The organism is Streptomyces sp. NPDC005820, assembly GCF_040630255.1.
GTDB lineage: Bacteria > Actinomycetota > Actinomycetes > Streptomycetales > Streptomycetaceae > Streptomyces.
In genome coordinates, this window is the sequence record NZ_JBEXXE010000030.1 from 19,581 (window position 1) to 32,124 (window position 12,544).

Genomic DNA, 12,544 nt, shown 5'->3' on the forward strand with positions numbered 1-12,544 from the left:
GTCCCGGGCGGGGCCGGCCGGGTTGTCCACAGGCGGACCGTGGTGTTGTCCACAGGCCGGTCCGGCTGTCGGTGGCGGCGGTTACGGTTTCCTCATGGCTGCCCGTACCAAGACCACCAAGGACCGCCCGTCCTACCGCTGCACCGAATGCGGCTGGCAGACGGCCAAGTGGCTCGGCCGCTGCGCCGAGTGCCAGGCCTGGGGCACGATCGAGGAGTACGGCACGCCCGCGGTCCGTACGACGGCGCCGGGGCGCGTCACCACCTCCGCCGTGCCCATCGGCCAGGTCGACGGCCGTCAGGCCACCGCCCGTACGACCGGCGTGCCCGAGCTGGACCGCGTGCTCGGCGGCGGTCTGGTGCCCGGCGCGGTGGTGCTGCTCGCCGGCGAGCCCGGCGTCGGCAAGTCGACCCTGCTGCTGGACGTGGCGGCCAAGTCGGCCAGCGACGAACACCGCACCCTCTATGTGACCGGTGAGGAGTCGGCGAGCCAGGTCCGGCTGCGCGCCGACCGGATCGGCGCCATCGACGACCATCTGTATCTGGCGGCCGAGACCGATCTGGCCGCCGTCCTCGGGCACTTGGACGCGGTCAAGCCGTCGCTGCTGATCCTCGACTCGGTGCAGACGGTCGCCTCCCCCGAGATCGACGGGGCGCCCGGCGGCATGGCCCAGGTGCGCGAGGTCGCCGGCGCCCTGATCCGCGCCTCGAAGGAACGCGGCATGTCCACGCTGCTGGTGGGCCATGTCACGAAGGACGGCGCGATCGCCGGCCCCCGCCTGCTGGAACACCTGGTGGACGTCGTCCTGCACTTCGAGGGCGACCGGCACGCGCGCCTGCGTCTGGTGCGCGGCGTGAAGAACCGCTACGGCGCGACGGACGAGGTCGGCTGCTTCGAACTGCACGACGAGGGCATCACGGGCCTCGCCGACCCCAGTGGACTTTTCCTGACCAGACGTGCCGAACCGGTCCCCGGTACCTGTCTGACCGTCACCCTGGAGGGCCGCCGCCCCCTGGTCGCCGAGGTCCAGGCGCTCACCGTCGACTCCCAGATCCCCTCACCCCGGCGCACCACCTCCGGCCTGGAGACCTCCCGGGTCTCGATGATGCTCGCGGTGCTGGAGCAGCGCGGCCGGATCAGCGCGCTCGGCAAGCGGGACATCTACTCGGCGACGGTCGGCGGGGTGAAGCTCTCCGAGCCCGCGGCGGACCTGGCGATCGCCCTTGCCCTGGCCTCCGCGGCGAGCGACACCCCCCTGCCGAAGAACCTGGTCGCGATCGGCGAGGTCGGTCTCGCGGGCGAGGTCAGACGGGTCACGGGCGTGCAGCGCAGGCTGGCCGAAGCACACCGGCTGGGCTTCACGCACGCGCTCGTACCGGGCGATCCCGGCAAGATCCCGGCCGGTATGAAGGTGCTCGAAGTCGCCGACATGGGGGACGCGCTGCGGGTCCTGCCGAGGTCCCGTCGCCGAGAGGCCCCACAGGAGGCGGAGGAGCGCCGGTAGACTTTGCCCTGGTCTCGCCCGTCCGTACGAACCGAGTACGCGCACGGGAGCGCCCGAAGAACCTGCGACCGGAGGAGTGCAGTGGCAGCCAACGACCGGGCGGCAGCTCCCGGAAAGTCCGGTGGGAGTTCCCGTACCGAGAGCCTCATGCGTGCCGCGCTGAGCGCGGTGGCTCCGGGCACGGCCCTGCGCGACGGGCTCGAGCGGGTGCTCCGCGGCAACACCGGCGGGCTCATCGTGCTCGGCTCCGACAAGACCGTCGAGACGATGTCCACGGGCGGGTTCGTCCTGGACGTCGAGTTCACCGCGACCCGGCTGCGGGAGCTGTGCAAGCTCGACGGCGGCATCGTGGTCTCCTCCGACCTGTCGAAGATCCTGCGCGCGGGCGTCCAGCTGGTCCCGGACCCCACGATCCCCACGGAGGAGACGGGCACCCGGCACCGCACGGCGGACCGCGTCTCCAAGCAGGTCGGCTTCCCGGTCGTCTCGGTCTCCCAGTCGATGCGGCTGATCGCCCTGTACGTCGACGGCCAGCGCCGTGTCCTGGAGGACTCGGCCGCGATCCTGTCCCGCGCCAACCAGGCCCTCGCCACCCTGGAGCGCTACAAGCTCCGCCTGGACGAGGTCGCGGGCACGCTGTCGGCGCTGGAGATCGAGGACCTCGTGACGGTCCGGGACGTCTCCGCGGTGGCCCAGCGCCTGGAGATGGTGCGCCGTATCGCCACCGAGATCGCCGAGTACGTGGTCGAACTGGGCACCGACGGGCGGCTGCTGGCCCTCCAGCTCGACGAGCTGATCGCGGGCGTGGAGCCGGAGCGCGAGCTGGTGGTCCGGGACTACGTCCCCGAGCCCACCGCCAAGCGCTCCCGCACGGTCGACGAGGCGCTGTCCGAGCTGAACGCCCTCACCCACGCCGAGTTGCTCGAACTGTCGACGGTGGCCCGTGCGTTGGGCTACACCGGCTCCCCGGAGGCCCTCGACTCGGCGGTCTCCCCGCGCGGCTTCCGCCTCCTCGCCAAGGTCCCCCGGCTGCCCGGCGCCATCATCGACCGCCTGGTGGAGCACTTCGGCGGCCTCCAGAAACTCCTCGCCGCCAGCGTCGACGACCTCCAGACGGTCGACGGCGTGGGCGAGGCCCGGGCCCGCAGCGTCCGCGAGGGCCTGTCGAGGCTGGCGGAGTCGTCGATCCTGGAGCGCTACGTCTGACGCGGGTGCTCCCGACCGACCGCGAGTGGTCCTGGTCGAACGGGGTGGTCCCAGTCGCCGCGAGTAGTCCTGGTCGACCGACGGTGGTCCCAGTCGCCGCGAGTGCTCCTAGTCGACCGCGAGTCGTCCCAGTCGCAGCGAGTGGTCCTGATCGACCGCGGGTGCTTCCAGTCGCCGCGGGTGCCCGTGGTCGGCCGCGAGTCGTCCCAGTGGCCGCGAGTGGTCCTGATCGACCGCGGGTGGTCCCAGTCGCCGTGGGTGCCCGTGGTCGACTGTGGGTACTCCGGGTTGACCGCAGGTGCTCCCAGTCGGCCGCAGGTGGTCCAGTCGGCCGCAGGTGGTCCCAGTCGCCCCGGGTGCCCGTGGTGGACCGCAGGTGCTCCCAGTCGGCCGCGAGTCGTCCGAGGCGCCGCGAGTAGTCCCAGTCGCCGCGAGTCGTCCCAGTCGGCCGCGGATGGTCCTCCTAGTCGGCCGCGAGTACGAACGAGGTCTGTGCGGTGGCGAATCCCGGAGCCTTCGCCTCCACCAGATAGGTCCCCGTTCCGGCCACGCCCGCCGGAGGCGTCGCGCACTCGGCGGCACTCGGCTTGCGGTCCCACTTCAGCGTGTAGGTGAAGTTCCCGCCGGCCGGCACCCGGTACAGCAGGCCCCCGGACACCTTCGGGCAGTCGGCCGACGACCAGTAGTCGTCCTCGCTCCCCGCCTGCGTGATCGTCAGCACCGCCGTCTTCGGTCCGAGGTCGACCTTGCAGTCGCTGCCGGAGGAGTTCTTCGCGATGAGCTCGAACGTGGGCGTCTCATCGGGCGAGTAGGAGTTGCGGACACTGCGCAGGGTCAACTTGACCACGCTGGCGGTGCAGTTGGGCAGGGTGGTGCCGGCCGGGAGCGTCGTGCTCGAACCGCTGCCGTTGGCCCCGTCGTCGGTGCCGCCGCCCCCCGCGACCGAGCCGGAGCCGTCGGACCCGGAGCCGTCGCCGCCCGAACCGCTGTCCGAGCCGGACCCGGAGCCGGAGTCCGAGCCGTCGGTGGCGCCCCCGCTCGACTCGTCCCGCCCGCCCGGCGCCTGGCTGATCGCGGGCCCCGAGCCGGACGGCCCCGGCGTGATCGAGGACGCGGGATTCTTGGCGCCGGACCCCTTGGCGTCGTTGCCGCCGCCGCCCCCGCCCGAGGTGACGATCCAGGTGACGAGCAGCGCCAACAGGGCGATCACAGACAGCAGTACGACCCTCCGGCGCCAGTAGATGGAGGAGGGAAGCGGCCCGATCGGATTGCGCAGAGATCCCACGGCGCAAACTGTACGAGAGATCGCCGCGTTAACCGGTCGCACCCGCCGCCCGGAGTACAACTTTTCCGGATCATCATTCCGGACTCCGCAGCCCTGCCCCCGACTTCACCCAGCGCACAGCCCCGGCCCTTTGCAGGGGCGCCGCCCGCACCTCTGGCCACAACCGGGGCGCACGCGCGTGACCCGACCACCCGGACGAGTGGCGGTACGCACGTGTGCCCCATCGCCCATGGCAGGATCGGAAGAGCCATGACTGCGCCCACGAAGCCCCCGCACCGCAGCCCCGCCGACGACACCGCCGGCGCGGACCTGCACTCCCCCGTCATCGATTGGTTCGAGGACAACGCCCGCGACCTGCCCTGGCGGCACCCCGAGGCCGGGGCGTGGGGTGTGATGGTCAGCGAGTTCATGCTCCAGCAGACGCCGGTCAGCCGCGTCCTGCCGGTCTACGAGCAGTGGCTCGCCCGCTGGCCGCGCCCCGCCGACCTGGCCGCGGAGGCCCCCGGCGAGGCCGTGCGCGCGTGGGGGCGGCTCGGCTACCCGCGCCGCGCCCTGCGGCTGCACGGAGCGGCGGTGGCCATAACGGAACGGCACGGGGGCGACGTACCGTCGGACCACGCGCAGCTGCTCGCGCTGCCCGGCATCGGGGAGTACACGGCCGCCGCCGTCGCCTCCTTCGCGTACGGGCAGCGGCACGCCGTACTGGACACCAACGTGCGCCGGGTCCTCGCGCGGGCCGTCACGGGGGTGCGGTACCCGCCGAACGCGACCACGGCCGCCGAGCGCAAGCTGGCCCGTGCCCTGCTGCCGGAGGACGAGCGGGTCGCCGCCCGCTGGGCCGCCGCGTCCATGGAGCTGGGCGCGCTGGTGTGCACCGCGAAGAACGAGACGTGTGTGCGCTGCCCGATCGCGGCACAGTGCGCCTGGCGGCTGGCGGGCAAGCCGGAGCACGAGGGCCCGCCGCGCCGCGGACAGACGTACGCCGGTACGGACCGGCAGGTGCGCGGCAAGCTGCTCGCCGTTCTGCGGGAGGCGCACGCGCCCGTGCCGCAGTCGGCGCTGGACCGGGTGTGGCACGAGCCGGTGCAGCGCGCGCGGGCCCTGGACGGGCTCGTGGCGGACGGACTCGTGGAGCCGCTCCCGGACGGTCTGTACCGGCTGCCGCTCACCTGACGCACGGTCACTTCACAGACAACGGGCTTCGTCACAGCCCCCGCCCCGGCGTCTGTCACATTCAGCGGCCGGATAAATCCACCCATACACCTATTCTTCGGCCCGCTTCCTTACCCAGAACCCTGGTCCGTTACACAACCGACGGACAGCCGCGCGCTAGCCGCAGGCTGCTCCGCACAGCCCCGTGACAACAGCTCCGTAACTTCATTTGCGTGCCCACCGAGGGCACGACGGCGAACGATCACACGCGGAGATCCGGCGGACGACCGTGAGCCGCACACGGGGTAGACGGAGGGGTTGACCATGGCGCAGGGCGAGGTGCTCGAGTTCGAGGAGTACGTCCGCACCCGGCAGGACGCGCTGCTGCGCAGCGCCCGCCGGCTGGTCCCGGACCCGGTCGACGCACAGGACCTGCTGCAGACGGCGCTGGCGCGGACGTACGGCCGCTGGGAGGGCATCGCGGACAAGCGGCTCGCGGACGCCTATCTGCGCCGGGTCATGATCAACACCCGGACCGAGTGGTGGCGGGCCCGCAAGCTGGAGGAAGTCCCCACCGAGCAGCTCCCGGACGCCTGCATCGACGACTCCACCGAACAGCACGCGGACCGCGCCCTGCTGATGGACGCGATGAAGGTGCTCGCTCCGAAGCAGCGGAGCGTCGTGGTGCTGCGACACTGGGAGCAGATGTCCACGGAGGAGACGGCCGCCGCCCTCGGTATGTCCGCGGGAACGGTCAAGAGCACGCTGCACCGGGCGCTCGCCCGGCTCCGCGAGGAGCTGGAAGCCCGCGATCTGGACGCACGCGCGCTGGAGCGTGAGGAGCGGGAGCGTTGCGCGGCGGCCTGACCGAGGCCGGGCCGACACCGGCCCAGGCAGGGCCCACAGCGGCCCGAGGCACCTTCCAGGCGGCGATCACGGCGGTGACCGTGCTCGCCGCCCTCGCCCTTTTCGTGTCCGCGTGCGCCACCGGCGGCACCGGCACCCGTGACGAGGGCCCCGCGCACGCGGACGCGGTGGCCGGCGCCGCGACGATGACACCCTCGGCCGCGCCCACCGCCACCCCCTCCCGGGTGGACGCGATCCAGCTCGTCAAGGCCGACCCCGAGGTCTCGGCGGAGGTCAAGGGCCAGCTGAAGCCGTGCGTCGGCGACGAGTACCCGGTCGACGTCTCCTACGGCGACCTGACCGGCGGCCCCGTCACGGACCTCGTCGTGAACGTGCTGACCTGCGGCGACGCGGTCGGCGTCGGCTCGTACGTGTACCGGGAGAAGGACGGCCGGTACGAGAACGTCTTCAAGACCGAGGAGCCCCCGGTCTACGCGGAGATAGACCGCGGCGACCTGGTGGTGACCAAACAGGTGTACGCGAAGGGCGACTCCGTCTCCAGTCCGTCCGGCGAGAACGTGATCACCTACCGCTGGACGACCGCGGACCGCTTCGTCAAGGAGTTCACCATCCACAACGAGTACAACAGCCCCGTGGACGAGGAGCCGACGCCGGTGCCCGAGAGCGGCTGACCAGCGATGTCGGCCGGGCTGCAAAAATCTCCGGAACCCGTGAACCGATCGGGCCGCCCGATCCGATCAATGAGTGGGCGCACCGGGAGTGAACGCGGCGGAAGCCTCCTGCGTCCCCTCAAGGGGCGCCCAGGCAGTCATACGGCGGTCATACGGCAGTCGGACCCACGCAGCACCGAACACGAGGACTGAGAGCACCGGGATGGCAGACCAGACCCACGTCCTGTTCGTCGAGGACGACGACGTCATCCGCGAGGCCACCCAGCTCGCCCTGGAGCGGGACGGCTTCGTGGTCACCGCGATGCCCGACGGCCTGTCCGGCCTGGACGCCTTCCGGGCCGACCGCCCCGACATCGCCCTGCTGGACGTCATGGTGCCCGGCCTGGACGGGGTCAGCCTGTGCCGGCGCATCCGGGACGAGTCCACCGTGCCCGTGATCATGCTGTCGGCGCGGGCCGACTCCATCGATGTCGTCCTGGGCCTGGAGGCCGGCGCCGACGACTATGTGACCAAGCCGTTCGACGGCGCCGTCCTGGTCGCCCGGATCCGCGCGGTGCTGCGCCGCTTCGGGCACGCGGGCGGCGGGGACCGGGTGGAGGACGCCGCGCCCGCGGGCGGGGTGCTGACCTTCGGCGACCTGGAGGTCGACACCGAGGGCATGGAGGTGCGCAGGGCCGGCCGGCCGGTGGCCCTGACGCCGACCGAGATGCGGCTGCTGCTGGAGTTCTCCTCCGCCCCGGGCACGGTCCTGTCCCGGGACAAACTCCTGGAGCGCGTCTGGGACTACGGCTGGGGCGGGGACACCCGGGTGGTGGACGTCCATGTGCAGCGGCTGCGGACGAAGATCGGCCAGGACCGCATCGAGACGGTCCGTGGCTTCGGCTACAAGTTGAAGGCCTGAGCGGGCGGGGGGTGTGAGGGGGATGATCCGGCAGCTGGTTCCGGACCGCGCGCAGGGCGCGGGCATCCGTACGGGTCTGCGGTGGAAGCTGAGCGCGGCGATCGCGCTGGTCGGCGCACTGGTGGCGATCGCGCTCAGCCTCGTCGTGCACAACGCGGCCCGGGTGTCGATGCTGGACAACGCGCGCGACCTCGCGGACGAGCGCATCCAGATCGCCCAGCACAACTTCGAGATGACCGGGCGGCCGAACTTCCCGCAGATCAAGATCGACGACTCCCGGCTGCCGTCGGAGGTGCGGGAGAAGGTCGCCCAGGGCCGCCGGGTGACGTACGTGTCCGACCGTGCGGGGGGCACACCTGACATCTGGGCGGCCGTGCCGCTCAAGGACGGGCGGGTGATGTCCCTGCACACCCGTTTCACCGACCGGAGCACCGACATCCTCAACGACCTCGACCAGGCGCTGGTGATCGGCTCGATCGCGGTCGTGTTCGGCGGCAGCGCGCTCGGGGTGCTCATCGGCGGGCAGCTCTCGCGCCGGCTGCGCAAGGCGGCGGCCGCGGCCAACCAGGTCGCCAAGGGCGAGTCCGACGTCCGGGTGCGGGACGCGATCGGCGGGGTCGTACGGGACGAGACCGACGACCTCGCGAGCGCGGTGGACGCCATGGCGGACGCGCTGCAGCAGCGGCTGGAGGCCGAGCGGCGGGTCACCGCCGATATCGCGCACGAGTTGCGCACCCCGGTCACCGGACTGCTGACCGCGGCCGAGCTGCTGCCGCCGGGCCGGCCCACCGAGCTGGTCCTGGACCGGGCGAAGGCCATGCGCACGCTCGTGGAGGACGTCCTGGAGGTGGCCCGTCTGGACAGCGCCTCGGAGCGCGCGGAACTGCAGGACCTCCTGCTGGGCGAGTTCGTCGCGCGGCGGGTGGCGGCCAAGGATCCGGAGGTCGAGGTGCGGGTCGTCCATGAGTCGATGGTCACGACCGACCCCCGCCGTCTGGAGCGGGTCCTGTTCAACCTCCTCGCCAACGCCGCCAAGCACGGCAAGACCCCCATCGAGGTCACCGTCGAGGGCCGGGTGATCCGGGTCCGCGACCATGGGCGCGGGTTCCCCGAGGACCTGCTGGCCGAGGGCCCGCGCCGGTTCCGCACCGGCAGCGCCGACCGGGCGGGCCACGGCCACGGCCTCGGTCTGACCATCGCGGCGGGCCAGGCCCGGGTCCTCGGCGCCCGCCTCACCTTCCGCAATGTCCGCCCCGCCGGAGCGCCGGAACACATACCGGCCGAGGGCGCGGTGGCGGTCCTGTGGCTGCCCGAACACGCGCCGACGAACACGGGAAGCTACCCGATGATGCCGTAGCGGGCCGAAGCCGTGGCGGCCGGCCGGTACGGGGGCCGGCCCGCCGCGATGGTCAGGGGGGTGCCCTCAGACGACGGCGACCAGCAGCTCCTCGCCCCTCGACGGTCGCAGCCCGTCCGTCCTGCCCGCGAAGTACCGCCGTTCCAGGTCCGCCGCCGGCACATGGCGTGCCTCGGTGAAGCCGGTGTCGTGGGCCAGGGCGAGGATCCGGGGTGGGGTGAAGAAGCTGAGGAAGGGGGTTCCGGCCGCGCGGGCGCCGTTCATCGCGATCCGGAGCTGTGCCTGTTCCTCCGGCTCGACGTCCTCCGGCGGGCGCAGGAAGGTCGTGACGAAGGTCGAACCCGGGGCGAGGCCGGCGACGAGCCGGAAGGTCTCTTCGACGGCCTCCCGGGTGAGGTACATGGTGACGCCGGTGGAAGCCACGACGGCGGGCCGGGTCGGGTCGAGTCCGGCCGCGAGCAGCCGCCCCCACCAGTCGCCCTCGAAGTCGACCGGGACGAGCCGCAGCCAGTCGGGGACGCCGAGGCCGAGGTCCAGGAGGCGCTGCCGTTTCCAGGCCTGGGGGCCGGGCCGGTCGACCTCGAAGACCGTCAGTCCATGGGCGGCGACCTCGGGCCGGCGCTGGGCGAAGGTGTCGAGGCCGGCCCCGAGGACGACGTACTGGTCCACGCCCCCCGCTTCGTCGAGGGCGAGGACCTGCTCGACGACCAGGTCCTCGACGAAGCGGGCCCGGGCCACGATGGACGCCCGGGTGCGGCGCGTGGCGTGCTCGTCCATGTCGGGCCGGTCGCGCCAGCCGTCGCCCGGGTCGGCCAGCCACAGCCCGATCTGGTCCTCGACGACGTGCGGCGGCGGGTCGGCCAGGGTGTGCAGGGCGCGCCACAGGGCCACTCTGACGGCGGTGTGGTCTGCCCCGGCGGTCCCGCCCGTGGCTGCCAGGGCGGTGCCGGTCATCCGAAGTCCTTGGAGAAGTCGAGTTCCTCGCTGCGCTGGGTCAGCGAGTACCAGTTGCCGTTGTCGTCGCGGAAGATCGCCTCGATGCCATAGGGCCGTTCCTTCGGTTCCTGGAGGAACTCGACGCCCCGTGCGCTGAAGGTCTCGTAGTCGCCGCGGCAGTCGTCCGTGCGGAAGGCACCGGCGCCGATCACGCCCTTGCCGACGAGTGTCTTCAGCGCCGCGGAGGACTCCGGGTCGAGACCGGGTCCGTCGAGGCTCATCAGGGCCAGCTCGACGCCGGGTTGGTCCTTGGCTCCGACGGTGATCCAGCGCATGTCCCCCATGGAGATGTCGTCGCGGACCTCGAAGTCGAGTTTCTCGGTGAAGAAGGCCTTGGTGCGCTGCTGGTCGAAGGTCCACACGGTGGTGATGCCCAGGCCCTTGATCATGGCTCCGCTCTCCTGTCCGGTGAGGTGTTCTGTCCGTCACCGTAGGCGGGGCGGGGTCCGGGGCGCTTCTTCAGAGTTGCGGTGTCCGCGGGGTCCTGCCGGTGGGGAAGCCGCCGACCCACAGCATCGCGTAGCAGCCGGGGATCAGGGCGGCCCCGCGGCCGACGTGCCGGGTGCGGTACTCGCTGGGGGTCAGGCCGGTGCGGGTCTTGAAGCGGGCGGAGAAGGTGCCGAGGCTGCTGAAGCCGACCAGGTGGCAGATCTCGGTGACGCTCAGATCGGCGCTGCGGAGCATCTCCTCGGCGCGCTCGATCCGGCGGTGGGTGAGGTACTGGCCGGGTGTCTCGCCGTACGCCGCCTTGAAGGCCCGTACGAAGTGGTAGCGGGAGTACCCGGCGTGCGCGGCCACGGCGTCCAGGTCGAGCGCGGGGTCGGCCCAGTCGCGGTCCATGGCGTCCTTGGCCAGCCGCAGCTGCCGGGTCTTGTCCATGGGTTCAGTACAGCAGCCCGGGGGCCGGCGGGGTGGCACATGGCGAAGGCCCTTTGAATCCGCCGGACACCCGGGGCCTTCGCCGAAAGGTTCTGCTCAGACCGCCTCGACGACCGGCGGAGCCACCGCCACCGGCTCCTCGCCCGCCTTCTGGGGCCCCGCGCCCTTGAGCGGAACCTCCTTGACGAACACGGCGGCGATCAGCGCGGCCACCGCGACCACCGCGCCCAGCAGGAACGCCGAGTGCGTACCGGCGGAGACCGCGTGCTGGTAGGCCTCGCGGGCCGCGGCGGGGAGCTTGGCCAGGCTGGCGGCGTCCAGCTGCGCGGACTGCTCGGTGATCTTCGAGCCGAGGGCGCCGGCCCGCTCGGCCATGACGTCCTGGACCCGGTGGTTGAACAGCGCGCCCATGATCGCGACACCGAAGGACGAGCCGAGCGTACGGAACAGGGTGGTGGAGGAGGAGGCGACGCCCATGTCCTTCATCTCCACGCTGTTCTGCGCGACCAGCATGGTGATCTGCATCAGGCAGCCCATGCCGAGACCGACGACGGCCATGAAGACGCCGGAGGTGAAGCGGGAGGTGCCGGTGTCCATCGTGGACAGCAGGTACAGGCCGACGACCATCAGGACGCTGCCGACGATGGGGAAGACCTTGTACTTGCCGGTGTTGGTGGTGATGCGGCCCGCGACCATCGAGGTCACCAGCATCGCGCCGAGCATCGGCAGGAGCAGCAGTCCGGAGTTGGTGGCGGAGGCGCCCTGCACCGACTGCTGGTAGAGCGGCAGGAACAGGGTCGCGCCGAACATCACGAAGCCGGTGATGAAGCCGATGAGGGACATCAGGGTGAAGTTGCGGCTGCGGAAGATGTGCAGCGGCACGATCGGCTCGGCGGCCCTGGTCTGCCAGAACACGAACCCGATGAGGGAGGCGACGCCGATCCCGATCAGTTCCATGATCCGCGCGGAGCTCCAGGCGTACTCGGTGCCGCCCCAGGTGGTGACGAGGACGATCGAGGTGATGCCGACGGTCAGCAGCACGACACCGAGGTAGTCGATGCCCGCCTTGGCCCGCTTCTTCGGCAGGTGCAGGACGGCGCTGATCGCGGCGAGGGCGATCACACCGAGCGGCAGGTTGATGTAGAAGGACCAGCGCCAGCCCCAGTTGTCGGTGATGGTGCCGCCGACGAGCGGGCCGCCGATCATCGCGAGCGCCATGACGCCGGCCATCATGCCCTGGTACTTGCCGCGTTCGCGGGGCGGGATCAGGTCGCCGATGATCGCCATGACGCCGACCATCAGACCGCCGGCGCCGAGACCCTGCACGGCGCGGAAGCCGATGAGCTCGCCCATGTTCTGGGCCATGCCGCTGAGCGCGGAGCCGATCAGGAAGATCACGATCGAGGCCATGAAGGCGCCCTTGCGCCCGTACATGTCACCGAGCTTGCCCCAGATAGGGGTGGCCGCGGCGGTCGCAAGGGTGTAGGCGGTCACGACCCAGGAGAGGTGTTCCAGGCCCCCGAGGTCGCCGACGATCGTCGGCATCGCGGTGCCGACGATCATGTTGTCGAGCATCGCGAGCATCATCGTGATCATCAGTGCGAGCAGGACGACCCGCACGCTCCTGGGTTGTTTCTCCGGTTCGGTCTCGACCGTCTGCGTGTCCGGCATTTATTCCACTCCCCTGGGCACTGCCTCGGGCCGCCCACTTACTTGCCGCCCGGCT

Annotated in this window: 12 protein-coding genes; 7 read left to right on the forward strand and 5 right to left on the reverse strand. The window is 71.6% G+C overall.

Annotated elements, in window-relative coordinates:
- Positions 1-94: 94 nt before the first annotated feature.
- Together radA and disA are read left to right on the forward strand one after the other, a co-directional pair.
- Positions 95-1,504: a DNA repair protein RadA gene (gene radA, locus ABZ464_RS32300; RefSeq protein WP_359282739.1), complete on the forward strand. Its 1,410-nt coding sequence runs from the start codon at positions 95-97 to the stop codon at positions 1,502-1,504.
- An 81-nt stretch (positions 1,505-1,585) separates the two neighbouring features.
- Complete coding sequence (gene disA / locus ABZ464_RS32305; protein ID WP_359282742.1) at positions 1,586-2,710, forward strand: DNA integrity scanning diadenylate cyclase DisA; 1,125 nt, start codon at positions 1,586-1,588, stop codon at positions 2,708-2,710.
- Between the two features lie 463 nt (positions 2,711-3,173).
- Here the strand turns inward: disA and ABZ464_RS32310 are convergent, their stop codons facing one another.
- Positions 3,174-3,995, reverse strand: a complete 822-nt coding sequence (locus ABZ464_RS32310) for a hypothetical protein (protein WP_359282745.1) — start codon at positions 3,993-3,995, stop codon at positions 3,174-3,176.
- A gap of 249 nt (positions 3,996-4,244) precedes the next feature.
- Between ABZ464_RS32310 and ABZ464_RS32315 the strand changes: the two genes are divergently transcribed.
- From ABZ464_RS32315 to cseC, 5 genes are all read left to right on the forward strand, one after another.
- Complete coding sequence (locus tag ABZ464_RS32315) at positions 4,245-5,168, forward strand: A/G-specific adenine glycosylase (RefSeq protein WP_359282748.1); 924 nt, start codon at positions 4,245-4,247, stop codon at positions 5,166-5,168.
- A 303-nt stretch (positions 5,169-5,471) separates the two neighbouring features.
- Positions 5,472-6,014, forward strand: a complete 543-nt coding sequence (locus ABZ464_RS32320) for a SigE family RNA polymerase sigma factor (RefSeq protein ID WP_055631904.1) — start codon at positions 5,472-5,474, stop codon at positions 6,012-6,014.
- The gene (locus ABZ464_RS32325) at positions 5,999-6,685 is read left to right on the forward strand and encodes a hypothetical protein (RefSeq protein ID WP_359282752.1); all 687 of its coding nucleotides are present in this window, start codon (positions 5,999-6,001) and stop codon (positions 6,683-6,685) included. Before ABZ464_RS32320 ends, ABZ464_RS32325 begins: the two co-directional genes overlap by 16 nt.
- 202 nt (positions 6,686-6,887) lie before the next feature.
- Positions 6,888-7,586: a two-component system response regulator CseB gene (gene cseB / locus ABZ464_RS32330; protein WP_359282755.1), complete on the forward strand. Its 699-nt coding sequence runs from the start codon at positions 6,888-6,890 to the stop codon at positions 7,584-7,586.
- A gap of 22 nt (positions 7,587-7,608) precedes the next feature.
- Entirely contained in the window at positions 7,609-8,943 is a 1,335-nt protein-coding gene (gene cseC, locus ABZ464_RS32335; RefSeq protein ID WP_359282757.1) for a two-component system sensor histidine kinase CseC, read from the forward strand.
- 66 nt (positions 8,944-9,009) lie between these two features.
- Here the strand turns inward: cseC and ABZ464_RS32340 are convergent, their stop codons facing one another.
- From ABZ464_RS32340 to ABZ464_RS32355, 4 genes are all read right to left on the reverse strand, one after another.
- Positions 9,010-9,897, reverse strand: coding sequence for a class I SAM-dependent methyltransferase (locus ABZ464_RS32340; protein ID WP_359282759.1), 888 nt, complete (start codon positions 9,895-9,897; stop codon positions 9,010-9,012).
- Positions 9,894-10,328: a VOC family protein gene (locus tag ABZ464_RS32345; protein WP_359282761.1), complete on the reverse strand. Its 435-nt coding sequence runs from the start codon at positions 10,326-10,328 to the stop codon at positions 9,894-9,896. Before ABZ464_RS32345 ends, ABZ464_RS32340 begins: the two co-directional genes overlap by 4 nt.
- A gap of 70 nt (positions 10,329-10,398) precedes the next feature.
- A complete protein-coding gene (locus tag ABZ464_RS32350) occupies positions 10,399-10,818 on the reverse strand; it encodes a helix-turn-helix transcriptional regulator (protein ID WP_359282764.1) in 420 nt (139 codons plus the stop codon).
- 96 nt (positions 10,819-10,914) lie between these two features.
- Complete coding sequence (locus ABZ464_RS32355; RefSeq protein WP_359282767.1) at positions 10,915-12,489, reverse strand: MDR family MFS transporter; 1,575 nt, start codon at positions 12,487-12,489, stop codon at positions 10,915-10,917.
- Between the last annotated feature and the right edge of the window lie 55 nt (positions 12,490-12,544).